Raw genomic sequence first — 25,818 nt, 5'->3', positions numbered from 1 at the left:
ATGCGATGTACGAACATTTGGTTGGTCTCGCAGTACAACATATCGTCACGGATGACGATCAATTAGTCTTTGATGCTTTAAAACACAATGATGTCCAACACGCATGCCAAGCAATTAGGGAAGCTCAATCAGGAGAAGTAGAATTCCAACACCTGACGTTGAGATTTGGTATGCGTGGAGAACAAAGTGTCTATCAATTCAAACTCTCTGAACAAATGCAGTACTGCCTGGATTTGTTCAGTCTTTACCTTGCACTAAGACAAACACAATTTCAGTTAGAAGCCTTTCATCACGACTTGATTAGTAATGTTGTCGTGCCGATTCGCGTGGATGCATTACTTTGGGAGCCTGGGGTTTATTTTCTCGAACAGACGATTCAATTCCACTCTTCTGCTTTTCAACATGTGATTCCTTCTCTTCAAGCTGATGAAACGTTATGTGATAGTGATAAAGTCGCCACACTCACCAAAAAGTTAAAAGAGAATGCATATTCACTTTGGTTTGAAGTCGCGACATCGCAAGTGAACTTCGAGCGCGTCGCAGACTTTAGTCCCGATATGATCAAATTGTCAGTCACACTAGAGGATAAAGAAGAAAGACACGCTTTCCTACCTATTGCTAAGTTCTTAAGAAAGCATAAATATACTTGGGTTGCCGGACGTGTAGCGAGTCAAACGGAACTTAACCGCTATCGTTTATTGGGTGCCAGTTATTATTTTGGTTATTTCAGCGATATCCCAACCTCTCTCTCCTTTCAGTCTTTTGATGAGGAATAGTTGAAACTCAACCATTTATATTTAAAACAGCACGATTTATTCGTGCTGTTTTTTTATTTATAACGGATAACCACAAGATCATTGGGCAATAGTTTCTTTAACTTAACTAAAAAATTTAGGCTTATATGATGATTTTCCCGGTTTTCATGGAATACAAATCACTAAAAATCATCAATTTTTATCTTTTTTAGAAATTTTTTAATTTTCAAATTAATCATTAAAGCCGACCGACCGCCTCTAGTTAGTGACAAGGGAATATCCCGAGGCCTGAAAGATATAGTGACTAACTAAGGAGACTAAGATGGCTTTATCAATGCACACTAACTACGCTTCGCTTGTAACTCAAAACACAATGAACACAACAAGCGGACTTCTAAACACAGCAATGGAACGTCTAAGCACAGGCTACCGTGTGAACTCAGCTGCTGATGACGCTGCTGGTCTTCAAATTGCTAACCGTCTAGAAGCGCAAACACGCGGCATGTCAGTAGCAATGCGTAACGCACAAGACGGCATCTCTATGATGCAAACTGCTGAAGGTGCGATGGATGAAATGACAAACATCGTTTACCGTATGAACGACCTTGCTACACAATCGTTGAACGGTTCAAACAGTGCAACAGACCGTGCGTCTCTTAACAAAGAGTTCACACAGCTTACTGCAGAACTAAACAACATCGTAGACAACACTAAGTTCGGTGGTCAAAACCTTCTTAAAGGCGGCGGCTTCGGTGCAGGTGACGTAACATTCCAAATCGGTGCATCTTCTGCTGAAACATTGACTGTAAGCGCAAGCGCAGGTATCGGTGAAATCACTACTATTCTTGCTGATGCAGCAATTACAGATGGTATCGATGACGCGACTAAAGCAAAAGCAGCACTAGACAAAATCAGCGGCGCTGACGGTCTAGTAGAAAAAATTGGTAGCTCTCGTGCAGACTTCGGTGCGAACATCAACCGTCTTGAGCACACTATGGCTAACCTTGGTAACATGGTAGAAAACGTTACAGCATCTAAAGGTCGTATCATGGATACAGACTTTGCAGTAGAGTCTTCAAACATGACTAAGAACCAAATGTTGATGCAAGCAGGTACAACTGTTCTGTCTCAAACTAACCAGCTTCCAAGCATGGCAATGTCACTACTACGCTAATTACTTAGTTAATAGTGCGCTTAATTTAAATCGTCTTAATTATAAAGCCTTCCTATGGAAGGCTTTATTTTTATCTACGAATATAAATAGAGCTCGTATTATCTTTGTGAGATTCAGGCACTCTGAATCCGAATTTCAACATAATATTAAATAAAACCTTATTAAACAGTTCTAATTCTATCGTCTCTAATTTGCTTCCTATTTTACTATCTCTAAGTTCAGGAAAATTGAACTTAGCTTCCTTTAAGATACTAGCTATCTCATCAGAATTGATGCTCTGTTTACTTAATAGTTTTTTGTTAATGAACTCTTCATATGCACGAGCACATTTCATCAATCGCAACGCAAATTCATTCATAACTGACATTCTTTGAAACGTAAAAAATTTAATTTTTAGTGAGAACACTTGCACTTCGCACTATCAAAAATAATATCAGAACGCAATTAATGCACTCTGTAAGAATTATCTGAATCAAGCTGAAGTAAAGGCTGAATATAACGTCCAATTAAAACATCTCTCCTAATTAGAACCGTCAATACAATTAAATATTTTCTTTGTTTAGGTCGCCTTTTCTTATAAGGAAATTACTTTTTCCATGGAGGAAGGCGGAACAAACAAGGTGGAAACACCACTTCCTCCCAAGAAAACAAAATAGCTTTAAACCTTTGTTTTAATTGAATTTAATATACGGCACGTATCTTGCCACTGATAATTAAACTAAGGCGTAGCATTCAAAGTATTCAAGCCAATAAGAGATGAGAGGAGCACACCTCATGAGTTCTTTAGACCCAGTAAAAATGGCAACCCAATTCGCACAATTGGACACAAACCCATTCAAAAACCGTTACCAAGCGCAAGCTAATGTGTACCAGTCACAACTGTCAGCTTTTAATAAAGTTGAAAGCGCACTACGTGATTTTCGTACTGCAATGAAAGAGATGAATAACAGTACAAACAGCATCATCAAAAACAGTGCGACACTCTCTCAAGAAGGTAACTTTACTGCAAACGCGGATGCTAAAGCGCTAACGGGTAACTATCAGATTTTTGTAGAAAAAGTGGCAACGGCGCATCAAGTATCTACAGGTATGCCTGCAGACCTTGAGGCAACGACAGAAGTACCAACAACTGGATCTTTAGAATTCACCATCAACGGTGAAACAATGACTCTAGACTTGTCCTCCGTTGATGTTAATGGTGACGGCACTGCAACGATCAGCGATTTAGCCAGTGCGATTAACAATCACACGGATAACCCTGGCGTTAACGCCACTCTAGTTCGCTCGAATGGTCAAACACACTTTATGCTATCGAGCACTGAGACTGGTGTCGAAAATAAGATCAACGTATCTGCATCGGGTACTGGCCAAGCGTGGTTTGAAGACGCCTTCACCAACCTCAAGCAAATCAACGCTCCGCAAGATGCGGTTATGTGGCTAGGTGCAAAAGACTCAGGCCTGAAACTAACCAACGCAAGTAATACTTTTGAAGGTGTCATCGACGGTGTTGACATTACCGTATCTAAACCGCAAGCCGCGGGAGATTCGCCAATCGGTTTAAAAATTGGAGCTGATAGCGAAGGCACTAAAGAACAACTAGATAAGTTTGTGGAAACCTACAATGCCCTTGTTTCGACTATCGATCAGTACACCCAAATTGGCGGTGAAGATCAGAAACGCGGCGTGCTCGCTAGCGACTCGACATTGCGTTCTATTGAGAGTCAGTTAACGGGGTTAATCCGAGGTGAACACAATGGTATGCGCCTAAGCGAAATCGGCGTGAGCCTAGACCGCAACGGTAAAATGAAAGTTGATCAAGAAAAGTTCAAAGAAGCTCAACAAACAAACAGCGCAGGCTTAGAGGCGTTGTTTAATGGGGATGACGCTTTGCTAGATTCTCTTGACGCGATGGTAGAGCCTTTCTTGAAGTTCTCATCAGGTACCTTCAGCACGCGTAAAGACGCAATACAGTCAAGCTTAGACCGAATCAAAGATAAACAAACCAATTTAGAGCGTAAGTACGAAATGTCGTACAACCGCTATCTCAAACAATTCACTCAAATGAATTCAATTATGACCCAAATGAACCAAACCATGTCCATGTTTAATGCTCAAAAATAAGACATTTGGTTCCAAATTTAGGAGAAATATTCATGCTTATGGATTCTGGTTACGATTCGTACCAACAAGTCGATCTCGACGCTCAAGCGGCAGCAGCAAATCCACACCAATTGGTCATCATGTTAATCGATGGCCTACTCGATGAAGTTGAACGTATTCGCGGCCACCTAGCCGCAAATCGTTTGGCCGAGAAAGGGAATGGAATCAACAAATGCATGAACATCTTGATTGGACTAACAAGTGCTTTAGATGATGAAAACGGCGGTGAAATTGCGGAAAACCTACGCCAGCTGTATGACTTCTGCCAAGTCGAACTTTATTACGCTAGCGTGCAAAACGATGCAAATCGCTTGGTTAACGTTGAGCGTGTAATGGGTAACATTCGTGAAGGTTGGATGAATTTTGGACAACAAGCATAAAGTATCGCCAGAGCGATTCCGTCATTTATCTCAGCTCATCCAGTTCGCCGCAAAAACGGCCGATTGGCATGCGCTCAAGCGGTACGACTTGCAGTTGCGAGAGCTTTTGATCAGTCACAAGCCTTTTTTGAAAGATCCTAAGCTTGCACCTGAAATCCAGCGAGCGAAAACAGTGCACGCTAATGCCTTCGCAGTATTAGAGAAGTCGACCAACGAGTTGAAAAAAGAGATGAACATGGTCAATGACCATCAAGAACGCGCTATGGCCTATCAATTAGCAATGACCATGGAGCTAACTCAATGATCATACCTTCTTCAACTCAGCACTCGGGTAATTCGCCAGCTAACAATGAGGGTCACATCAAGCAAGCGAACTCGGTACACGGCTTTTCTCATGGTTTTAAATCAGTGAACAAGCAGAATGGTGAGCAAGACTTTAACTCTGCGTCAGCGGTACCGAGTTTTCACCTTACGGCCTCTACTTTGAACAGCGCAAACAAAGTACAAAGTCATGGTTTTGATACTGATGACCGCTCAGCTTCAGATCCGGATGCCAACTTGACCAGTACACCAGGGTTAACAGAATCGACTGATCTTGCAGCGCAAGCTCAAGCTTTAACCCAGGGTATGATTACCATGGCAGAGAAGCAGGCTGAGAAACTAGGAAAAGCGTCATCTTTAATGGCTGCGAGCGAAGTTAAGTCTGTTACTCAAGATTCGTCTAACGCCATGTTAAACACATCATCAAAACAAGATGTGAAGCAAAGTCTGCCGACTTCATCGAGTTCGCGTTTGCCTATCTCCGGTGCTGAGTTTCAAACTCTTTTGAATCAACCTGTTCAAGGGCAACCAACCGCCTCTCTACTTCAAGCACAAGCTCCTACAACACAACCTGCACATTCACCGGTTGCGACGAGTCATGTTCAAGCTCAAGGCTCTGAGTGGGCAGCGGTGCGTGTTGATACCACTGCCGGAAAGTGGGGGGAGCAAATGATGCAAGTTTTACATGATCGCGTGACGCTCCAAGCTCAACAAAATGTACAAGAAGCAAAAATCCGCCTAGACCCACCAGACTTAGGGAAATTGGATTTACTTGTACGTGTTGAAGGTGACCGATTGAGTGTCCACATCAACGCCAATGCCGCAGCAACACGAGAAGCTTTAATGCAAGTTTCGGAACGATTGCGTACTGAGTTACAAGAGCAAAACTTCGTTCATGTCGATGTCAATGTTGGCTCTGATCAAAACCAAGGTCGAAATGACCCACACGCAAACGAAGAAGACACCAATATTTTCGCCGCACGAGAATCTGGTGCATTCCAAACCACGACAACAACTAACTATTCAGAACACTGGCTAAGCACTCAAGCTTAGTGAATCTTCGAGGAAAAAGGTTATGACCAAACAACAAATGATCGCCCTGTTTATCGCCATGATCATCACCAGTGCCCTCGTTTCGGCCGTCACAATTATGGGCGGAATCTGGTACTTAAACAAACACGCTCAAGAGTCACCTGACTCTGGTTCACTGATCGAAGACTCTCCACTGTCTTTTTTGGTCACAGAACAACCGACAAGTAAAGGTCCTAGCTTCCATCCTTTGGACAAAGTCGTTTTGACCGTTAAAGGCAAGAAACAGACTCACTTTGTGATGCTAGAACTGGCAATTGAGACACGCCGCCCAGAGCGTATCAAAGAGATCGATGAATACATGCCTATGGTACAAAACTCTCTATTAAAACTGTTTAGCGACAAAACGTTTGATCAGTTACAGCAAGCGGGTGCCATCGATATTCTGCAAGACGAAGTGAAGCAAACGCTTCTACTCGCTTTTGCTAAAACAGACATCGTCCGAGAAATCGACGATGTTTTGTTGACTAAATATGTTGTGCAATAACGGAGCACAACCATGTTAGACATGAATGTACAAGACACTTACACCACAGAAGAGGAAGTGACAACACCGTCACGACCAATTGATGAAAACGCATTGCTACAACGTCATCAGGTCATGGTAAAACGCGTAGTTAACCAGCTGCGCGTTCATGCCACTTCTCACTGTAGTATTGAAGATATGCAGCAGATAGGCCTTATCGCTCTAGTCGAGGCTGGACGCCGATATGGCGATGTTGACGATCCTCACTTTCCTGCTTTCGCCGTTTGTCGAGTTCGGGGAGCTATTTTAGACGAATTACGCCGACTAGATTGGCGTTCACGTAAGACTCGTCAACAAGCCCACGAGCTCAACGACGTGACTCGAGATCTCACTCGAACGTTAGGTCGAATGCCAACGGATGCCGAAATCATCCAGGCTTTAGGGACGGATGAGCAAGATTATTACAACCGCCAAAATGCCGCTCTCGCAGGCGAGATGCAAAGCCTTGACCAACTGATGGAGAGCAGCGGTGATAGCTACATTGGCGGGCAATACGATGGCATGGAACATGAACATATTCGTCGTAGTTTAGACAGTGCTTTGGGTAAGTTACCTAAGCGCGATCAACTGCTCCTGACTCTGTTCTATCAACATGAACTCAACTTACACGAAATAGCTCTGGTATTGGATCTGACACCACCTCGTATATGTCAGCTTCACAAACAAGCGCTGAAACAACTCAACCAATTAATGTCCTCTTAGGAGTCACAAGATGCAAAAGTTTTTTGGAGTGCTCACTATCCTGGTGTGCGTCTTCGGTGGATATATGTGGGCCGGTGGTAGCTTAGGTGCTATCTGGCAGCCAGCCGAATTCCTTATCATTATTGGCGCCGCTGCTGGTTCTCTGATCATCGGTAATCCGCCTCATGTACTGAAAGAAATGCGTCGCCAAGTGCCAGCGACCATTAAAGGTCCAACAGAAGAGCATGAGTACTACATGGAATTAATGGCACTACTCAACAACTTGCTAGAGACAGCGAGAAACCGCGGATACAAGTTTCTGGATTCTCATATTGAGGCTCCGGAGCAAAGCTCTATGTTCCTCGCTTACCCGACGATCGCAGAAGATCATCGCCTAATTTCTTTCATTACTGACAATTTACGTTTAATGGCAATGGGACAGATGTCGCCTCATGAATTAGAGGGACTGCTAGAGCAAGAAATCGAAGCAATACAGAACGAAATGCTTTTACCTTCACGCTCACTACAGCGTACAGCAGAAGCACTACCTGGCTTCGGTATTCTTGCAGCAGTTGGTGGCATCATTATCACCATGCAAGCTATTGATGGCTCAATCGCTATGATTGGTTATCACGTTGCGGCAGCTCTCGTTGGTACATTCATTGGTATTTTCGGTTGTTACTGTGGCTTAGATCCACTAAGTAACGCCATGGCTCAGCGAGTAAAACGTAATATGACTGCTTTTGAGTGCGTTCGTGCAACCTTGGTTGCCTACGTAGCGAAAAAGCCGACATTGCTCGCCATTGACGCTGGTCGTAAACATATTCAGCTAGACATCAAACCAACATTCAACCAAATGGAGAAGTGGTTAGCTGAACAGGAGGGATAATGCAAAAACAAGAGCATGTAGTGTTCAAACGTGCCAAAGTATACAGCCATGATGAGTCGTCTCATGGCGGCGCGTGGAAAGTCGCGTTTGCTGACTTCATGATCGCCCTAATGGCGCTGTTTCTTGTACTTTGGGTTATGCAGGTGGTAGACAAAGAAGAGCGTAAAGCGATTGTTGCCCACTTGCATAGTTCAAGCGTATTCGACAAGAGTTACGGCAACCCATTTGATACGTCACAAAGTATTTCTCCTATCGACTTGGCACAGGACTCTTCTGTGCCAAGTAAACACAACTCCAACCATGTAGTAAGCTCTTACTTTAAAGGTGATGGGGATGGACCAGAAATTGATTCTTTGATTCCTGGTAACTTCGATACTCAAGAGCAACTTGCCGCACTAGCGAAAGTAATTGAGCAAATGACTGCCCAAATTAATGCGCAGGGAAATGTAAACGTCACGGTGACACCACAAGGTTTGCGTATCGTCCTTCAAGATGATTACAAACAGCATATGTTCAGCCGTGGTGGTGCAGAACTTACTCCTTTTTTTGAAGATTTACTGCTCGCACTAGCACCTGTATTTCATCGTGTTAACAACCCTCTGATCATCAGCGGACACACAGATGCAATTCCATTTAAAAAGCGTTTTGGTCGTCAATCTAACTGGGCGTTATCAGCCTCTCGAGCAGACGTAGCAAGAAATACGTTAGTTGAAGGCGGTATGCCGGACGATAGAGTAATGCAGGTAACGGGTATGTCAGATAGAGCGCTGCTTAATCCTGATGAGCCAGATTCTAGCGAAAACCGTCGTATTGAGCTGTTTGTTTTAACGACTCCTGCCGCTAAAGTGCTTGAGACCCTTTTTGGCAACCACCAAGAAAGTGAACTGCAAAAAGCGAAAGATAAGGCTGAATTTAACCAACCAGTCATTCGTCAAGAAGTCATCAATTACTCCGGCGATACCGCCACCAGCGAAGTAAAAATTCAAGAATTATAACCTTAAAAGGTCACCACTCTGATGGTGACCTCTCTAACCAAAGCCTCTGTTACTGTGACTTTTTAGTTGAGTTCTATATGCACATAACATCATCCGAAAAAAGAAAAAGCGACTTACTGAAGAAAGCCTTTTTATGGCTCATTGTCTTCGATTACCTTTTATTGGCGTTTTTCTTAACTCAGCTATCAAGTATGACACTAAACAGCGGAACCATGATCAGCTTGTTACTTGTTGTTTATAACGTCTTACTTGTTTCGCTATGCTTTCAACGAACCAACAAGCAGGACTCTTACATTATCTACCCTGTTTTGTCCGCAACGTTATTAGCATTTGTCTGCTTTCTTTACTTCTTTTTTTTAATTTAGCTCCCCGACTCGACCATTGATTTTATTTTTACTGCTTTTTCGAAGTGGTCGAGCTGATGAGTCTGAATCCACCACGTAGCCGCTTCCATCAACAGCTCTGGGTCGTCATTTTTATTAGCGAAAAACGCATAAAATGAGAGACCAACCAATTCACCTTTACTCGCGATCTTTTTGTCACAGACCTCTATAATTTTGTCTCTCAGCGAAGCTCTCATTTCTAATCCCTTAACCTAGTACATACTCACTAACCATACGGTTGAAAGAAATCAAATCAAACGAGCCTTTAATTTCAAAACGCACTCTTCCCACCTCACTCATGAAGAACTCGATTTCACAATCCAAATCAAAAGTACCAGAGGTCTCGATAGAAAATGCATTGATCTTACTGTAAGGCAAAGAAGTGTAATCCACTTTTGAGCCGGTAATCCCTTGCACATTTGCCGCTATCACTCGCTTGTTCGTAAACACCACTTGGTCACGAACTGTTTTAAAAGCAGCGAAAATAGTCTCACCATCAATCAAGAACTTAAGGAAGTCTTCTCTGGCATTAGAAACGTCAATGGGCTTAAGCTTAAATACAGAGGAATTGTCGAAATCAATCATAATTAGTCCTTTGAGTGGGCGTTAGAACGAATTATCAACGTATCAGATAGCACCACTTTTGCCTACTCGCAACGCACGTTTCTACTTGATTCGCCCAACAACGAAACATCCTTCACTTCCACCCCTGCATCCATTGCTCAGAGTCTTTTAGGTCTTGCCAGTTCATCTCTCGGTCGCGTTTACTCATGACTGCCTCGATGACACATCTCACAACGTTACCATCTTCATCTAGTTCCATTTCCGTCACGACAAAATGCTTCTCTTTGTTTTTAGGTGAAATTGCCGTCCATTTACTGTGCAATAGTTTCTTAGGGTGGATTCTGTTCATCGCATTGTACCAATTTAACTACCATGTTGATGTATACGACTGAATACCAAGAGAGAATCAGATTTTGTTTTTGCAAACCGACAAAAGATAAAACCGCAAAAGAGATCACTCCCTTTCGCGGCTCTAACTACAATCCGACTAGGTCTTCTGACCATTCAGTCGAGGGTTTAGGTACTGATTTTGTAGCAACTGTAACCCTTTACCGACCAGAACAATCACTACCGCGCCAATCAGGACAGGCGTGAAGAGAAAACTCCATCCCTGCCCAGACGCCATGATCAAAATTGGATTTGCACCCGCAGGTGGATGAGTGGTCTTCGTAATCAGCATCGCAGAAACACCTAGCCCCGTCGCAATCGCGAGCGTGACCGGCGTGACGTCAACATACTGGCTAAACGCAATACCGATAGATGCCGTAATGAAGTGACCAATGATAACGTTTTTTGGTTGAGCGAGAGGGCTGCTAGGCACCCCAAACACCAACACCGCCGTAGCACCAAATGGCGCCATGAGAAGTACTACCTCAGTAAGAGATACCTCGGCGTAGGACAATACGCCAATAGCCAACGTAGCGCCAAGCCCGGCAACCAACGATAAAATTAAATTATTCATAAACACCTCAAAAGTAGACCGAATTGTCTACAAAATAAAATAGACAAATCTGTCTACCTTTGTCAATATGTATTTATGGAACTTTTTGAGGACGTAGTTATGAACAAAAAGAAACAGTTATTGATCGACACAGCTTTGTCACTGTTTTATAAACAAGGCATCAACTCTATTGGCATCAATGAAGTCCTCAATGTTTCCGGCGTGGCTAAACGCACGCTATATAACCATTTTGAGAGCAAAGAAGCGCTTATCATCGCCGCATTAGAACAACGCCACCAAGTATTTATGGAATGGTTGGAGGAAAAGCTTTCTTCAGCACAAACGTGCGCGGAGGTGATCGATCAGTTATTTACAGCACTCAACGGCTGGTTTCATGGTTCTGAAGAAAAGTTGGGCGAGTTTCGCGGTTGCTTTTTCATCAATACGTCCGCGGAATTCAGTGACGACAGTGGCGAGATCGCAACGTATTGCCGCTACCATAAACAGCAAGTCAGAGAGCTAATTCAACGCTATCTCAAATCAGAAAACGCTTCATTACTCGATGCCATTTGCATCATGAAAGAGGGCGCGATCACTACCGCTTACATGACGAAAGAGTACGACAACGTCACGAAGAAATGCGTGACCATTTTGCACAAGCTTTAATGCGTTCAGGTATAGTCATTTGCGGATTAAGTATTCAAACCAAAGGCACCAATCGGTGCCTTTTGTTTTAGTTAGTCAGTGTACTTACAGCTCGTGCTCGGTACGAGCAATGATATCGTCTTGAGCATCTGGTGATAACGCGGTGAAGAAAGCTGAGTAGCCTGCAACTCGCACAACGAGATCACGATATTGCTCTGGGTTCTTCTTCGCGGCTAACAAGGTCTCGCGAGAGACGATGTTGTACTGCACGTGCCAACCTTTGTGGTGGTTGAAGAAGGTACGAATCAACATAGAAAGCTTGAGTTTATCCCCTTCAGACTCAACCGCTGCCGGGCTTAACTTCTGATTAAGCAGCACGCCACCAAGGATCTTATTTGCTTGGATCTTACCGACCGAATTGTACACAGCCGTTGGACCTAAACGGTCTGAGCCAGATGACGGGCTTGCACCTTCTGCCAATGGCGTTTTCGCTTTACGACCATCTGGCGTTGCCATGGTTGAAGCACCGAATGGGACGTTTGCCGAGATACTTGATGTACCTGCGTAGTAACCGCCGCCAATTGGACCACGCCCATGACGCGTATTAACGAACTGTTCTAGCTCATCAATGTACACTTGGTAAGCGTCTGCCAGTAGTTGATCTACTGCGTCATCATCGTTACCGTATTTTGGTGCAAAGTTGATAAGACGTTGGCGAAGCTGTTCGTTCTCCATGCCGTCGAAATCTTCTGCCAATGCTTTTGCTAGCTGTTGTTGTGAGATAAGGGGCTGAGTAATCTGCGCGTCATCGAAAACAAGGTGCTTGATGGCAGCTAGGCTATTACCCAAGTTCGCGATACCGACTTGCAAACCAGATACCCAATCGTATTTCGCGCCACCTTCTTTCACGGTTTTACCGCGAGCCAAACAGTCATCCACCAGCGTTGAACAGAAAATGTCTTGAGCTTGCTGTTCAAGTACGCTGTCGACTACAGTATCAATCTCAATCGATTTACGGGTGTAGTAGCGGATTTGCTCTGCCCAAGAAGCGGTCACTTGCTCAAAGTTCTCAAAGTTGCCTTTTGCTAATGACTTATCGTGTGGCAAGAAAGCTTTACCCGTTGTTGCATCCACACCTTCGTTCAATGAAGCTAGCAAGATACGGGCGAAGTTAATGAAGCTCATGCCCGTACAACGGTAACCCCATTTGCCCGGAACTGCGGTCTCGATACAACCGATAGATGCGTAGTTGTAAGCGTCTTCTTTCTCTACACCGAGCTTGATGAATTCAGGAATAACAATCTCATCGTTGTTGAAAGCAGGCATGCCGAAACCGCATTTAATCACTTCGATACAACCCATTAAGAATTCTTGGTTCAAACCTTCATGGTAACGCACACTCAAGTTAGGTTGCGTCGAACGTAACTGACCACAAGATTCCAGAATCGCCCAAGAAAGAGGATTCACCGCGTCTTCAGGCTCACCCTTTTCATTCAAATTCTGACCGCCGATACACACGTTTTGATACAACGGAGAACCTGCGGAGGCTTTTGAGTGCGCGCCAGAGCGAATCTTGTTTACTTCAAGCAGCTTCAACCAGCAGCTTTGTAATAGCTCTAGTGCAAAGTCTTTTTCAATCGCGCCGTTTTCGATATCGCGAACATAAAATTCGTTGAGGAACTGGTCCATACGACCGAAAGAAACCGAGTGACCGTTCGATTCGATTTGTAGCATCAACTGAACGAAATAGCTCAACTGCAGTGCTTGCCAGAAGTTTTCTGGTGCGTGGCTCGCGACATGACGACAGTTTGCCGCAATGCTTTCTAACTCAGCTTTGCGCAGCGGGCGCGTCTCTTCTAACGCCATTTTTGCCGCCAATTCAGCGTAGCTCACCATGTGGTCTTGAATGGCAAGCAACACGATTTCGACCGATTTGTAGAACTGCTCTTTCTTCAAGCCTTCAAAGGTCGAAACATCATTGTTAGCACGATGCTGACGAACATCCTCTAACAAACCGTTCATGCCTAGCTTCAAGATTTTCTCGTTATCCACCGCAAGGTGCGCATCACCCGAAGTCATGTTGCCTTCGGCTTTAATGATGGTGCTGGCTAAGATCTCTTGCTGCTCATCAGTAAACAAACCATAACAACGGTCTTGAACGGTTTTACCGCGCCAGTACGGTGTGATGCTGTGGATGCTTTGCTTATCTTCTTCAGTGACCGCAAAGCCTGCACCAGGACGGTCCGCTAGCTCATCAATTTCCGCTTCAATCCAACGTACAGTGTATTCTGGGAAAATAGGCGCAGCGCGCACTTTGCTCGCTTGGTTACCCACGATCAACTCATCATGTTTAATCCAAATCGTGCGAGTGCGTAAATGCTCTTGCAGTGCTATCGCACGTTGGACAATTACAGGTTTGTCTTCGTTCGCTTGATAAGCACGAGTGTATGCCTCTGCACGCTCGGTACAGACAGGTGGCGTTACGATATTTACCAGTGCCGATTTGTGCGCTTTGATACGCTCAGGAAGGTAATTCAGGTCCATAGTTAACCTCTTACAATCACGTTAAGTTGGGTGTTTTCGCTTGCGTATTGCATGGCGCTTTCTAGCAGTTCTGGTTTGTTTAATGGCTTGTCAGAACACTCGTAAGGCATATCGAGCAAACGGTATTTATTGATGCCGAGTGTGTGGTACGGCAGCAAGTGAAGTTCTTGGCAGCTTTCTAGTGAAGCCGCAAAATCGATGATGTCTTTCAATTCTTCGATGGTGTCATTGAACCCCGGCACCACGGGAACGCGAATCACAATGCGTTTCGCGATTGGTTCCAGTTTTCGGAAATTGTCTTTGATGCGTTTTAGTGAACCTTTCGCCCAGCTAAGAAACTTTTCTTCATCAGTGTGTTTTAAATCCGCCAACCAGCAATCAATATGCGGCGCGGCTTTTTCAACGTTCTTCCACGGCACATGCATGCACGATTCAATAGCGGTAGAGACTTGGTTGTCATGCAGACGCTGTGCGAGTTCTGCCACCAAATCCGCTTGCATTAGTGGCTCACCACCGGAGAAGGTCACGCCACCTTGGCTTTGGTCATAGAAAGGTTTGTCTTTCATTAAGGTGTCGAACAGCATGTCTGATTTTGCCTCTTCACCGCAGACAGTCAGTGCTTGCGTAGGACAGACGTTTCGAAGCGCGATCAGTTGGTCTTCTTTGATGGCTTTGCGATTGATGATGATCTGGTTGTCGATGCGTTGAATACCATCGCTCACCGTTTCACTACCCGCAGTAGATTGAGTTGTAGCTTGATAAGCAGAAACGCACAGCTTGCAATCTTCCATGCAACTTCGCTGATCAAATAAGAGTGAATGCTTTTCGCTGCGGCTTTCTGGGTTTTGACACCAAGGGCAAGACAAGCTGCATCCTTTAAGAAAAAGAATGGAACGAATGCCATCGCCATCATGGGTAGAGAATCGTTGGATATTGAAATACATCTCTGCTTGCCTCTTGGTCTGTGCTACCGCTGTGTACTTAATCCGTTTCTTGCTGGTTAAGTCTTATGAGCGGCTTTTCTTTGTTCGAACTGAAAGCTTCATTTGAGCGTTTACAAGTTTCACTAAACTTTCATTTAATGAAATTATTATAGTTTCAAATGAAATTTCAATTGATCAAAATCAAGATCTCGTTCGATTGTCAGATCTATAGTGATCCCATCATCAAAACGAAGATTTTGTTTAAGGTAGAAACCATGATCGAACTTTATTTAGATACTGCTGATGTGGCAGAAGTAAAACGCTTTAACCAATGCCTACCGCTAAAAGGCGTGACGACAAACCCAAGCATTTTGGCGAAGTCAAAACAGGGACTGAATGAAACCCTAGCAGGCATGCAAGAAGCACTTGGTGGGACACCTCGCTTTCACGCTCAAGTAGTGAGTTCAACCGTCGAAGGCATGGTGGCAGAAGCACGCCAATTGAATGAATTGCCTTACGACATGGTGGTAAAAGTGCCAGCAACAGAAACAGGCTTAGCTGCAATTAAGCTAATGAAAAAAGAGGGAATTCAGGTTCTTGCTACCGCTATCTATTCAGCTCAACAAGGTTTCCTTGCAGCACTGTGCGGTGCAGACTACCTAGCACCTTACGTAAACCGCATTGATACGATGAACGGCAACGGTGTTGAAGTGGTCGCGGATCTTCAATTGTTGCTCGATCAAAACCAACTACCAGCGAAGATTTTGGCAGCCAGTTTCAAGAATACTCAACAAGCGATGGAGGTGATGAAACTGGGCATCGAAGCCATTACATTGCCAACTGATGTGGCGGCACAAATGTTCGCACATCCAGCAGTAAAACCGGCGGTTGAACAGTTCGATAAAGACTGGAAAGAGACGTTCGGCGAGAAGCTTTCATTTGAAAGCTAATTAAAAATAGCAGCTAGATGTCTTAGTTAGGGTCTATTGAACTTTCATGGTTAAATTTTGTTCGAGATAAAAGCGTTTTAATCGCGGCGAGAGGTTTGCCGCCTAGTCATTCTAAGCAATTACCTCTCAACAAAGAGTAAAACGCTTTTAGCCGAACCCTTCGGGCAGCGTTTGTGGTTCATTTCTACTTCATTACCGGCTTATCAGTTACACCAACTACATTTCAAATGTCTCTGCCTTATATAAATTACCCACAAACAGCTGCAAAAATCAGCTTGAAAGCTCAATAGACCCTATTAATAAAGGGAATCTTAACTCACCCTGTGCGCCGGTGAGTTAAGATTCCCTTTTGTATTTCAGATAGAGAAGTAGCGCTACAGTAGTTCTCTATTGGTCAGTGACCAAAGGTACACGCGCTTTAGTAAACTGATTTTGATCCTTTTACGAATACCTCGTTTGGAATGGCGGAGTCGGTTTGGTAGCGCAATGGCTTTCATCTCGGTTTTCATTTCTTTTCCATCCACCAACACAGTAGACCCCCGATGCAGTATGCCAGCAGATCTTTCCAATCAAATGTGGCGCCCAAAATCACAGCCAGAGGCGATGAAGATTCGATACCAAGCCAAACCGCGACCTGTAACAATTGCCCTAACTCAACAGCAAACGCAATCAACACCACCAGTGAAACCAGCCAGTTAACGGGCATGGAGAACAAGCTTGCAAGAAAGTAGTAGAGCCAAACCACAACGAGAACATCACCAACTGTCGGACGAATAAAGCTGTCTCGAACATAGAGCGCGATAACGACCAATGCGATAAAACACACCAAGCTTTTGAGTCCATTTTTTGCAGAAAATTGCAGGCGGATAGCAGACGTTTCTTCCACCATATTGCTTGGCTGCCCAGTGAGAATTGCTCGTTTAAACATCTTCATGATTCGCCTTTGCGCTTTCTTCCGCTTTCTTATTTCGTGCGTACCAGTCGATGTTGCGTGTAATAACCATAGTGAAGCTCAAAATCGCGAAACACAGCAATGTCCCCATAACCAATGCGTAGCTTTCTGCTTGTAGCAAGCCAAACAGTAATCCGTAGAGAGTGAGCAAACACGCTCCGAATACCGCGCCGTGCTTGGTGTTGCTCAACATACCGCTCACGTACACACTTAAAAGTCCCGTCGAGGCGATTGCCGACACCACATACGCCCAGTTAAAGCCGAGGTGTTCACTCATCGAAATCAACAACAGATAGAAAAGCGCTAAAGCCAGACCAATAAAGCCGTATTGCACTGGGTGAACCGGACGCGCTTGGAACAACTCCAGTAAGAAGAAACTCGCAAATACTAATGTGATAACCAACAGTGAATAGTTCACAGCTCGGTGAGACTTCAAATAGTGATCAACGGGGTCAATTAAATCTACGCCCATTTGTCGCTGTTCAAGCTCGTGACAAGCGTGTTTCGATGACAAACAGCTTTGGAACAGCTGCGCGATATTGGTAGAGAAATTATTGCTCGCCCACTGTGCATTAAATCCATCTTCGGATACCTCTGACGACACTGGTAAGTAATCACCGATAAAGCTTGGATGAGCCCATGTTGAAGAGAGCTCAACCGTTGTTTGACTGCCGATTGGTGTGACTTGAAGCTGCCCCATCCCTTGCAGCAAGAAGTTAAGATCGAAAGCCAAAGGTTGTGCTGGGTTTAGGTCTGCAAGTGTCAGATCACTGTGGAAGCCTTGTGGTAACTGATTTAACCCCGTTCCCGGTGCGACTTCGATGTTAGCACTCTCCATGGTCATGTCATCCAAACGAATTAATCCGCGGCTATCTTCAATGCCAACCACTAGGCTCATGTTGTCAATATCAAGCCCCTGCAACGCCGCGAGATCGTCTGCATCGAAAGTGCCTTTCAGTGCCACTTGTGCTTTGTATAAACGCGCACGGTATATGCCTCGGTACTTTTCAAAACTGTCCAGATTCGCGCTCATATCAAAAGTGCTGGGTAGAAGGAATTTACGGCGCTCTTTAATCTGTACTTTGTCATCTCGGTAACTGGTTTCGGTGTAGTTAACCATGATGAATGGACCAATGATGCGCTGCTCGCCGCTGCTGCTGCGTGCGATGTCGTTTCTGACTTCATCTTGGCGATATGAGCGCTCTGAGATCAGCCCTGTGACCATTGAAAGCGGGATTTGCAATAAGACAAACAAAAACAGCACGAAGGCGAACTTCGTGCCGAGTTGGTTATTGAGGATCTTTTTCATGTTTCATTCTCCATTTGCTGATGGGAGTAATCTAAATCAGCAATTTGGAGAACGAATGGAGCTAATGTGGAGTTTCTATGGAGTTGGTAAAATCAGGGTCACTTTCACGCCAGAATCGACGTTTTCGACTTGCAACTGACCTTTGTGCAGCTTGATCACTTGCTCAACAAAATTAAGCCCGAGCCCAGTGCTCTTAACGCCATTTTCCCGAGCGAGGGAATAAAAGCGCTCGGTCAAACGAGGCATCGCATAGTCAGGAATGTGAGGACCTGAATTGAAAATCGACAAGCATACCTTCTCTTTCGTGACCTCAGCTTTCCATTCAATGCATCCCTCTGAATCAACAAAATCCAGCGCATTGTCCATCAGGTTAAAAACGGCTTGTTTCAGTAAGAAGGCATCACCAAGCACGGCTTGGTGGTCATCAATTTGGATGTTGGCAATCACCGACTTAGCACTCAAACGCGCATCCGCCGATTCAACCACTTCATTGACCATTTGTTTTAGCGAGATAGCTTCGACTTGTTCTAGTTCAGGGCGCTTTTCAAGACGAGCCAGTTCGAGCAACTTATCAATCAATGACTGCATGCGATCGCTTTCTCGCTCAATGTTGCTAGCAAAGCGCGTGACCTTTTCTTCAGGCAACGGCATTTGCAATATTTCACTCGCGCCTTTAATCGATGATAACGGACTTTTCAGCTCATGAGTCAGCGTCTGTACGTACTCTTCCACATACTGTTTGCCATCGAGCTGGTTGCGCATTTTCTCTAATGCGTCGCTTAGCGTGCCGTACTCATAAAAGATACGAAATGTCGGCTTAGAAACCTTTTCGCCTTCACCCATTTTGGTTGCGTAATCTTCTAGCTTGTTCAGTGCCGAGTGAATTCGCCAAGCAAACAATGCCCCTGCCAAAAGCACTAAACCACTCATCCACACCATCCAAAACAACACATTGCGTTTAGACAGATCGATGAAGGGTTGTACTGAGCGATTGGATTTTGCCACCGTCACGCTGCCAATGATTTCGCCTTTGTGGTAAATGGGCGCAGCAACGTGCATAACGGTTGAGAGCGGATCTTTCGGGTCTTCGATGGTACTGCGTGCGCCGTATTGACCGCGCAACGTGAGATAAACATCGTTCCATTGCGAGTAGTCTTTGCCTACGTCTTGCTGCCAAGAATCCGCAATCACAATCCCTTGTTTATCGGTGATGTAAATTCGATGGTTAATCGCTTTTTTGCCAATTTCCCAAATGCGCGCTTGAGGTTCTCGCTGCCCATAAGCCGCTAATAGTTTGGAGAAGCGACTCTCAGACAACTTGTCATTCGCGACGTCTTCTTCCGCCAATACCGCGAGTAAGTTCGCCATATCCACTAGCGTCTCTTCAGTGGTTTGGCGCACGGTTGGCTTAAGTTCTTGGACAACCGTTTTGCTCACCATGTAAGCCGTCATCCCGACTAAGATGAAGTAGAGAAAAAACAGTCTGAGTCCAAGCGGGATCTTCGGCCAGCGATTCATCATTCACCTTTAATGCAGTAAAAGTAACCAAAGCCACGTTTGGTACAGATGCGTTCAGACATCTCAAACGGCTTCAACTTATTGCGAATGGCTTTGATATGGGTATCGATATTACGCTCATATGCAGCCTCTGGCGCCATGTCTGCCGCGATCATAAGTTGCTCTCGACTCAATACATTGGAAGAGACAGAAATCAGTTTATCGAGGATCTTGAACTCCACCGCGGTCAGCCCAAGCATTTGCCCGCCAACACCGTAGTCGAAGTTCTGCGCAACTAAATCATGGTTCAAATGAGGTTGTTCTGGAACAGCTACAGGCTCTGGTTTGTCCTCCATCATTGGCGCTTTAGCTTTGATTCTAAGTTTAATGCGAGCCAACATTTCGCGCGGGCTAAATGGCTTAGTCACGTAATCATCCGCGCCAATTTCCAAACCGACTACGCGGTCAATTTCATCGCTTCTTGCGGTGAGAAAGATTATGGGAATATCAGAAAACTCACGGATGGTTTTGCATAATTCAAAGCCATTGCCATCCGGTAAGCCTACGTCTAAGACAAGTAACGCTGCGGAGTTGTGCTGCAAAAAAGCTAAGCCCTCTCCTGCTGTTGCAAACCACTCTGCGTGGTAGCCATCCATCTCTAATACATGAATCAGGTTCTCTGCGATAGCAGATTCATCCTCGATAATAAGGACGGTGGGTTGTTCGCTCAATGTCTTAGCCTCATTGACGGTGTTTATCTTTATGTTGGTATTATCACTTAATTTGGGGCCAAGGCTAGTGGATTGATGCAGCAAAGGCGCAGTTCGTGGATAATACTAATCAAACACACATCTATTCAGCATAATAAATTTATCACTTAGATTAATGAGTCACCACAATTGTGAATACAATGATTTCAACCATTGATATGAACAGTGTTCATTTTAAACTCAAGTTATCAATTCGATTTTATTTAAAGGACAGTCACTGATGAAAAGAGCGCTAATCCCCCTGGCTTTACTGACTTTGCTCTCAGGTTGCGCCAGCATGTCTCCGGATGAGTGCAAAACGGCAAACTGGTACAACGTAGGTTATCAAGATGGCCGAGATGGCAACGATCCAAACATTATCAATAGCTATACCGAAGACTGTGGTGAAGCGGGTGTGACACCCGACCGAGCGAAATGGAAAGAAGGCTTTGATAAAGGCACTATCCAATATTGCTCACCAGACAATGGGTACACTGTCGGTATCGAAGGCAAAGAATATTACGGTGTATGCAGCAGCAAAGAGTTTATTGAGAACTACCAGTTAGGTCATCAAGAATATCAACGCCAGCAACGCATCCAACAAATCGATACTGAAATCTCGGTCATCGATAATCAGCTTGATGGCAATCCAGACAAAGACAATGCCAAGAGACTGAAAGAGAAGAGAAAGCGATTGGCTGACGAGCGTTCAAGCCTCTTGTCGCCAACCATCAACTTGAATCTGAATTTCTAAATCGATTGGATTTAGCTTCTAAAAATTCATGGCCCTAGCTCAGTTCTAGGGTCATGAATTGACTGTTCGGATCGAGTTCGTAATCCCCGAACGGCTCGCAGTACACAAAGCCATGCTTTTCATACAACAGGCGCGCTGGTTTAAAAAACTCCATCGAGCCCGTTTCTAAACTCAAGCGCTGCAAACCTTTTTGCTTCGCTTGCTCAATCACATGAATCAATAATTGAGATGCCACACCTTGGTTTCTTGCCGTAGGCGTGGTGCGCATGGATTTCAGCTCCGCGTGTTGGTCATCCAACTCTTTAATCGCCGCACACCCAAGCAGTTGCTCACCTTTCCATCCGGTCCAAAATGTCACTTCTGGCGCTTTGAGCTTATCTAAATCTAACGCATGCACGCTTTCTGGTGGTGACGTGGCGTACATGTCCTGTAAATGTCCTTCCAACATCGCTATCACTTGCGGCCGTTCTAAATTGTCGATTTCAATCCTCATCTTTCCATCCTTGGTTTTTCCTAGCTAAAGCGGCTGTCTCATAATGTGCTGCGGTCCAACTGGGCCGCCGTGGTAAAGCTCATTGGTATCTTCAAACCCTGATTTTAAATAGCACTGATAAGCGGGTATGTTGCGGCAATTCACGGTGAGATAAAGCGCATCAAACTCGGGATAATGGCGTTTGGCGAAATCGGCAAACTGTTGAATGGCTCGCTTGGCGATGCCTTTGCCTTGATGACGGTGATCCACCAGCAAAGCACGCACGCCTAAACTGTTTTTCGGGCAAAAATCGTATTTCTCGCTGTAAGCTGCATCAAATAGAAAAAAGCCAACCACGTCATCGTCCGCCAGAATCAGGTGCGGAAGCTCTGTGGGTTCAAGACGTGTAAGCATTTCACCCACATCCGCGACCGTAAACTGCGATTGCTCTTCTAGCACGCTAAGTTCGCAAGTTTGTTCATGTCGCTCAGGCGAATACTTTTCAATGGTAATCATAATCTTCCTTGTTGTTTTTATGCTCAATTCATACAGGGTATGTCGTAAATAGAAATACCTGGTGTCGTATTTCCCACTCGCAGGCAAACGTTTAGCACTCTATTATCCTCCCCATTCGATAGAGAGGTTTCCATGTCCCGTTTTTTACTTTGCAGTTTTGCACTCGTCTTACTCTACCCTACTGCCATTGATTTGTATCTTGTTGGTTTGCCTCAAATTGCGTCAGATCTCAACGCCAGTGAATCTCAGTTGCATATTGCGTTTTCGATCTATTTAGCTGGCATGGCTACCACGATGTTGTTTGCAGGTAAGATCGCCGACTCTGTTGGCCGTAAACCCGTAGCGATGGTAGGTGCAGCCATTTTTATTGCAGCATCATTGCTTGGCGGAATGGCAGAACAATCCAATACGTTTTTAATCGCACGTTTTGCCCAAGGTATTGGGGCAGGCTCTTGCTATGTGGTTGCTTTTGCTATTTTGCGCGACACATTGGATGACAAACGCCGCGCTAAGGTGCTGTCGATGCTTAACGGCATTACCTGCATCATTCCTGTCATCGCCCCCGTTGTCGGCCATCTCATTATGCTCAAATTCCCTTGGCCAAGCCTATTCACCACAATGGCAGGCATGGGTGTGGTGGTTTGTTTGCTTTCGACCTTGGTGCTAAAAGAATCAAAGCCTAGTGCATTGCCACAACAAAGCACCACTTCAGCTTCTACCCAAGAAACGTTCGCGGAGCGCTTTTTCATCAGCCGACTCATCATTACGGCCATCGGCGTGACCACCATTCTTACCTACGTGAATGTCTCTCCAATGCTGGTGATGGGCGAACTTGGTTTTGATCGTGGCGGCTATTCTTCTGTCATGGCAGGCACTGCGCTCGTAAGTATGATCACTTCTTTCTCTGCGCCATTGGCTTTGTCCTACTTTAAGCAACGCACTCTGATGCTGACTTCGCAAACCTTGCTTGTCAGTGCGGCGATGGTGATTGGTTTTGCTCATCTAAACCAATGGGGAATCCCATTTTACTTATTCGGATTTGGGCTGATTTGCGCTGGCTTCTCGATTGGCTTTGGCGTGGCCATGAGTCAAGCGCTCAGCCCATTCTCTCAACAAGCTGGCGTGGCAAGCTCGTTACTGGGCATTGCTCAAGTTTGTAGTTCCGCGTTCTATATTTGGTTTATGGGTTTCATCGGCGTTACTGCACTGAATATGTTGGTGTTTATCTTAGTGCTAGGTAGCGTAATCAGCCTTGCTCTAATACTATTGATTCCAAAGCCTGTTCACGATACCCATTATGAAGAAATCCCTAGCGCGACTTGATTTAAACTTACTGTTCACTCTGCAATTATTGTTGCAAGAGCAAAGCGTCTCGAAAGCCTCGAAAAAGCTGAACGTTACGCCCTCTACCGTAAGTAAGTCGCTCAACAAACTTCGTCATTGGTTCGATGATCCTTTGTTTGTCAAAACACCTAAAGGTCTTGCACCAACGCCTTTGGCGCAAAGCATGGAGCAAGATCTTGCAGAATGGCTGCAAATTGGCAGCCAAATTGCAGAAAAACGCAGCGATATTACGCCTAAAGGAGTGCGTTTTGATATCACGATTGAGTCGCCATTAGTGCTCACAGTGCTGGACAGACTCATCGTCGCTATCCACCAGCGATACCCTGAAGCGAAAGTAAAAACCAGTAACTGGGATTACGATTCACTCGACGCTATCATTCGAGGCGAGGCGGATATCGGTTTTACCGGCCGAGAAAGTCACCCGAGATCGAAAGAGTCGTTGGATCTTCTGCCGTATTTCTTGGATTTTGAGACTCTATTTTATGACCTGCCGATGGTGTATTTACATAAAGATCATCCGGCATTACAGCAAGAGTGGAATCTCGAGACCTTTCTGAGCTACCAACACATCAATATTGTTTGGGAAAAAAGTGAAACTTGGGCGTTGGATGAAGTATTAACGGAACTAGGGCTACAGCGCTCTATCGGGCTGACGATGTCCAACTTTGAGCAATCCCTTTTTATGGCAGCGCAGCCGACGCATGACATGATCACCACCGCGCCGCACTATTGCAGAAGTTACATAGAAAAGCTGCATCTCGATTTGGTGTGCTTGCCAATTCCGTTAGACCAAGCTCAACAAGACAAGTTACTGATTCCATTTACCATGATTTGGCATAAACGCAATGCGTACAATCCCAAATTGCTATGGTTAAAAAACACCATTAAGTCATTGTACAAACAACCTTCCCAACCACAGTAAGACTCTGGCTAAGGTCAGGTTTTCTCTGGTTATTTTTAATGACTTTCTTGCTCTGATAGCTATAACTAATCACTTTATCAACTAATAAAAATGTTCTTTTGGATCTACACTAGCTGTTCATTTACACGCTAAGGATCAAGGATGTCGACCTTTTTACTCACTGCCATTGCAATGCTGGCGTTCGCTGCCAATTCATTATTGTGCCGACTTGCCTTGGCAGAAGGGTTAATTGATGCAGGAAGCTTCACGCTCGTTCGATTGATATCTGGCGCGATTACCTTAATCGCAATGCTTGTCGTGAGAGGTCAGTGGAAAACCGATCGGCCAACTTCTCGCTTTCGCTTTTTTGCTGGCGTGGCGTTATTTGGTTACGCTGCCCTTTTCTCTTTCGCGTACTTACAACTGGCGACAGGAACTGGTGCTTTGCTTTTGTTTGGTGCCGTGCAACTTACATTACTGGCGATCTATTGGTTGCAAGGTGAGCGCTTTCAGTTTCTCGAAATCATCGGTATCGGCCTTTCAATTGTTGGATTTGTTTGGTTGATGTTGCCATCTGCCACTCGCCCCGATATTAGCTCTGCACTTCTCATGTTGATTTCTGGCGTTTGTTGGGCTGCGTTTACTGCGCTCGGTAAACAAGCGCCTTCTCCAAGTAGTGGGATCACGTGGGGATTCATCGCTGCATCAATAATTGGCGTGCTCCTTTCGCCATTAATCTTGTCCTCAATCCACCTTTCTTTGAGCGGAGTGTTGCTCGCTATCGCATCTGGTGCCATTGCATCTGGCCTTGGGTATACACTTTGGTATCAAGTCATGCGTAAGCTCTCTTTACTTCAAGCCGCCGTCAGCCAACTTTCCGTGCCAGCCATTGCTTTGCTACTCGGCAGCATCGTACTCCACGAGCCTCTTTCACTGCACACTCTTTTAACCAGCGGCATCATTCTTGGTGGGATCGCTTCGGTTTTTTTATCTCGATCCAAAAAAACAAACGAACAATCAGCAAGCCGATAAAAAGTAATAACTTTCCCTCTCAAATACCCATTCATCATCTATGCTTTTTAAAGCAGTAAAGCTCATTGCAGATGGTATAAGTGGTCTGCTTTGGTACCAGGCGAAGAATATAAGGTGAGCATTGGCTCACACAATGCAACGATTTTGTTTCAAAAGTGAGAATCATCACAGATCGCGAATTTGCTCGTTTTAGGCGTTTCACCAATAACGCCAAGGGCTAGCACGAGATCAAGCCAAATACGCACTTTTTGTTTTGACAAAGGGTTTACAAAGCACACTTTTTCACCCGCTATATTCCGCCCCCCGAATTTATTCAGAACAAGATTCTGATTATTCATATAAGAAATTCATCAACTTATAACGATAAGCCTGA

The 25,818-nt window shown here is 44.8% G+C and carries 30 protein-coding genes; 17 read left to right on the top strand and 13 right to left on the bottom strand.

Annotated elements, in window-relative coordinates; genetic code table 11:
* Positions 1–5: 5 nt before the first annotated feature.
* On the top strand, positions 6–776 hold the full coding sequence (locus R7P69_RS01520; protein WP_017633491.1) for an EAL domain-containing protein: 771 nt from the start codon (positions 6–8) through the stop codon (positions 774–776).
* Between the two features lie 301 nt (positions 777–1,077).
* Positions 1,078–1,929, top strand: coding sequence for a lateral flagellin LafA (gene lafA / locus R7P69_RS01515; protein ID WP_005375019.1), 852 nt, complete (start codon positions 1,078–1,080; stop codon positions 1,927–1,929).
* 70 nt (positions 1,930–1,999) lie between these two features.
* Here lafA and R7P69_RS01510 read toward each other — a convergent pair whose 3' ends face one another.
* Positions 2,000–2,287, bottom strand: a complete 288-nt coding sequence (locus R7P69_RS01510) for a hypothetical protein (RefSeq protein ID WP_005375016.1) — start codon at positions 2,285–2,287, stop codon at positions 2,000–2,002.
* 416 nt (positions 2,288–2,703) lie between these two features.
* Between R7P69_RS01510 and fliD the strand changes: the two genes are divergently transcribed.
* From fliD to R7P69_RS01465, 9 genes are all read left to right on the top strand, one after another.
* Entirely contained in the window at positions 2,704–4,050 is a 1,347-nt protein-coding gene (gene fliD, locus R7P69_RS01505; RefSeq protein WP_005375015.1) for a flagellar filament capping protein FliD, read from the top strand.
* A gap of 32 nt (positions 4,051–4,082) precedes the next feature.
* Positions 4,083–4,469, top strand: coding sequence for a flagellar export chaperone FliS (gene fliS / locus R7P69_RS01500; protein WP_005375014.1), 387 nt, complete (start codon positions 4,083–4,085; stop codon positions 4,467–4,469).
* Positions 4,453–4,773 carry a hypothetical protein gene (locus tag R7P69_RS01495; RefSeq protein WP_005375013.1) on the top strand — a complete coding sequence of 107 codons (321 nt, stop codon included), beginning with the start codon at positions 4,453–4,455 and terminating at the stop codon, positions 4,771–4,773. Before fliS ends, R7P69_RS01495 begins: the two co-directional genes overlap by 17 nt.
* Positions 4,770–5,843: a flagellar hook-length control protein FliK gene (locus R7P69_RS01490; RefSeq protein WP_238952457.1), complete on the top strand. Its 1,074-nt coding sequence runs from the start codon at positions 4,770–4,772 to the stop codon at positions 5,841–5,843. Before R7P69_RS01495 ends, R7P69_RS01490 begins: the two co-directional genes overlap by 4 nt.
* 22 nt (positions 5,844–5,865) lie before the next feature.
* Positions 5,866–6,366: a flagellar basal body-associated protein FliL gene (gene fliL / locus R7P69_RS01485; RefSeq protein WP_005375011.1), complete on the top strand. Its 501-nt coding sequence runs from the start codon at positions 5,866–5,868 to the stop codon at positions 6,364–6,366.
* A 12-nt stretch (positions 6,367–6,378) separates the two neighbouring features.
* Positions 6,379–7,107 carry a FliA/WhiG family RNA polymerase sigma factor gene (locus R7P69_RS01480; RefSeq protein ID WP_238952451.1) on the top strand — a complete coding sequence of 243 codons (729 nt, stop codon included), beginning with the start codon at positions 6,379–6,381 and terminating at the stop codon, positions 7,105–7,107.
* A 10-nt stretch (positions 7,108–7,117) separates the two neighbouring features.
* Positions 7,118–7,975, top strand: a complete 858-nt coding sequence (gene motA / locus R7P69_RS01475) for a flagellar motor stator protein MotA (RefSeq protein ID WP_005375006.1) — start codon at positions 7,118–7,120, stop codon at positions 7,973–7,975.
* Positions 7,975–8,970 (top strand): flagellar motor protein MotB, encoded by a 996-nt coding sequence (locus tag R7P69_RS01470; protein ID WP_005375003.1) that lies wholly within the window; start codon positions 7,975–7,977, stop codon positions 8,968–8,970. Before motA ends, R7P69_RS01470 begins: the two co-directional genes overlap by 1 nt.
* Positions 8,971–9,047: 77 nt before the next feature.
* A complete protein-coding gene (locus tag R7P69_RS01465; protein WP_005375002.1) occupies positions 9,048–9,335 on the top strand; it encodes a hypothetical protein in 288 nt (95 codons plus the stop codon).
* Here R7P69_RS01465 and R7P69_RS01460 read toward each other — a convergent pair.
* From R7P69_RS01460 to R7P69_RS01445, 4 genes are all read right to left on the bottom strand, one after another.
* On the bottom strand, positions 9,332–9,550 hold the full coding sequence (locus R7P69_RS01460) for a DUF6500 family protein (RefSeq protein ID WP_017634431.1): 219 nt from the start codon (positions 9,548–9,550) through the stop codon (positions 9,332–9,334). The genes R7P69_RS01465 and R7P69_RS01460 overlap by 4 nt on opposite strands.
* 10 nt (positions 9,551–9,560) lie before the next feature.
* A complete protein-coding gene (locus tag R7P69_RS01455) occupies positions 9,561–9,938 on the bottom strand; it encodes a PH domain-containing protein (RefSeq protein ID WP_005386881.1) in 378 nt (125 codons plus the stop codon).
* 112 nt (positions 9,939–10,050) lie between these two features.
* On the bottom strand, positions 10,051–10,266 hold the full coding sequence (locus tag R7P69_RS01450; protein WP_005374999.1) for a TIGR02450 family Trp-rich protein: 216 nt from the start codon (positions 10,264–10,266) through the stop codon (positions 10,051–10,053).
* 138 nt (positions 10,267–10,404) lie between these two features.
* A complete protein-coding gene (locus tag R7P69_RS01445) occupies positions 10,405–10,878 on the bottom strand; it encodes an HPP family protein (RefSeq protein ID WP_064354938.1) in 474 nt (157 codons plus the stop codon).
* A 99-nt stretch (positions 10,879–10,977) separates the two neighbouring features.
* Here R7P69_RS01445 and R7P69_RS01440 point away from each other — a divergent pair, with 99 nt between their 5' ends.
* Positions 10,978–11,523, top strand: a complete 546-nt coding sequence (locus tag R7P69_RS01440; RefSeq protein ID WP_042521682.1) for a TetR/AcrR family transcriptional regulator — start codon at positions 10,978–10,980, stop codon at positions 11,521–11,523.
* A gap of 84 nt (positions 11,524–11,607) precedes the next feature.
* Here the strand turns inward: R7P69_RS01440 and R7P69_RS01435 are convergent, their stop codons facing one another.
* A complete protein-coding gene (locus R7P69_RS01435; protein ID WP_238952450.1) occupies positions 11,608–14,046 on the bottom strand; it encodes a formate C-acetyltransferase/glycerol dehydratase family glycyl radical enzyme in 2,439 nt (812 codons plus the stop codon).
* 2 nt (positions 14,047–14,048) lie between these two features.
* Positions 14,049–14,990: a glycyl-radical enzyme activating protein gene (locus R7P69_RS01430; protein ID WP_238952448.1), complete on the bottom strand. Its 942-nt coding sequence runs from the start codon at positions 14,988–14,990 to the stop codon at positions 14,049–14,051.
* A 254-nt stretch (positions 14,991–15,244) separates the two neighbouring features.
* Between R7P69_RS01430 and R7P69_RS01425 the strand changes: the two genes are divergently transcribed.
* Entirely contained in the window at positions 15,245–15,919 is a 675-nt protein-coding gene (locus tag R7P69_RS01425) for a fructose-6-phosphate aldolase (protein ID WP_053304029.1), read from the top strand.
* 505 nt (positions 15,920–16,424) lie between these two features.
* On the opposite strand, the gene R7P69_RS01420 is transcribed toward R7P69_RS01425, so the two are convergent.
* The 4 genes from R7P69_RS01420 to R7P69_RS01405 form a co-directional block, all read right to left on the bottom strand.
* The gene (locus R7P69_RS01420) at positions 16,425–16,853 is read right to left on the bottom strand and encodes a DUF2809 domain-containing protein (protein WP_053303880.1); all 429 of its coding nucleotides are present in this window, start codon (positions 16,851–16,853) and stop codon (positions 16,425–16,427) included.
* The gene (gene creD, locus R7P69_RS01415) at positions 16,840–18,180 is read right to left on the bottom strand and encodes a cell envelope integrity protein CreD (protein WP_238952447.1); all 1,341 of its coding nucleotides are present in this window, start codon (positions 18,178–18,180) and stop codon (positions 16,840–16,842) included. The genes R7P69_RS01420 and creD overlap by 14 nt, the downstream gene beginning before the upstream one ends.
* Before the next feature lie 75 nt (positions 18,181–18,255).
* Entirely contained in the window at positions 18,256–19,698 is a 1,443-nt protein-coding gene (gene creC, locus R7P69_RS01410) for a two-component system sensor histidine kinase CreC (protein WP_238952793.1), read from the bottom strand.
* Positions 19,698–20,408 (bottom strand): response regulator, encoded by a 711-nt coding sequence (locus tag R7P69_RS01405; protein WP_182016018.1) that lies wholly within the window; start codon positions 20,406–20,408, stop codon positions 19,698–19,700. The genes creC and R7P69_RS01405 overlap by 1 nt, the downstream gene beginning before the upstream one ends.
* A gap of 259 nt (positions 20,409–20,667) precedes the next feature.
* Here R7P69_RS01405 and R7P69_RS01400 point away from each other — a divergent pair, with 259 nt between their 5' ends.
* Positions 20,668–21,180, top strand: a complete 513-nt coding sequence (locus tag R7P69_RS01400) for a DUF2799 domain-containing protein (protein WP_005374970.1) — start codon at positions 20,668–20,670, stop codon at positions 21,178–21,180.
* Between the two features lie 34 nt (positions 21,181–21,214).
* Here R7P69_RS01400 and R7P69_RS01395 read toward each other — a convergent pair whose 3' ends face one another.
* Both R7P69_RS01395 and R7P69_RS01390 read right to left on the bottom strand, forming a co-directional pair.
* On the bottom strand, positions 21,215–21,673 hold the full coding sequence (locus R7P69_RS01395; RefSeq protein ID WP_033906688.1) for a GNAT family N-acetyltransferase: 459 nt from the start codon (positions 21,671–21,673) through the stop codon (positions 21,215–21,217).
* Positions 21,674–21,697: 24 nt separating this feature from the next.
* A complete protein-coding gene (locus tag R7P69_RS01390; RefSeq protein ID WP_054865785.1) occupies positions 21,698–22,168 on the bottom strand; it encodes a GNAT family N-acetyltransferase in 471 nt (156 codons plus the stop codon).
* Between the two features lie 132 nt (positions 22,169–22,300).
* Between R7P69_RS01390 and R7P69_RS01385 the strand changes: the two genes are divergently transcribed.
* The 3 genes from R7P69_RS01385 to R7P69_RS01375 all read left to right on the top strand — a co-directional run bounded on the left by R7P69_RS01385 (position 22,301) and on the right by R7P69_RS01375 (position 25,445).
* Positions 22,301–23,491, top strand: coding sequence for an MFS transporter (locus tag R7P69_RS01385; protein WP_238952445.1), 1,191 nt, complete (start codon positions 22,301–22,303; stop codon positions 23,489–23,491).
* Positions 23,466–24,434, top strand: a complete 969-nt coding sequence (yidZ, locus tag R7P69_RS01380; RefSeq protein WP_238952444.1) for an HTH-type transcriptional regulator YidZ — start codon at positions 23,466–23,468, stop codon at positions 24,432–24,434. The genes R7P69_RS01385 and yidZ overlap by 26 nt, the downstream gene beginning before the upstream one ends.
* A 141-nt stretch (positions 24,435–24,575) precedes the next feature.
* Positions 24,576–25,445: a DMT family transporter gene (locus R7P69_RS01375; protein WP_238952443.1), complete on the top strand. Its 870-nt coding sequence runs from the start codon at positions 24,576–24,578 to the stop codon at positions 25,443–25,445.
* The last annotated feature ends 373 nt before the right edge of the window (positions 25,446–25,818 follow it).

It is taken from the genome of Vibrio sp. 661, assembly GCF_033339315.1.
Classification (GTDB): domain Bacteria; phylum Pseudomonadota; class Gammaproteobacteria; order Enterobacterales; family Vibrionaceae; genus Vibrio; species Vibrio alginolyticus.
Note: the sequence above shows the minus strand (reverse complement) of the source record. Positions and strands in the feature narration are given on the sequence as shown.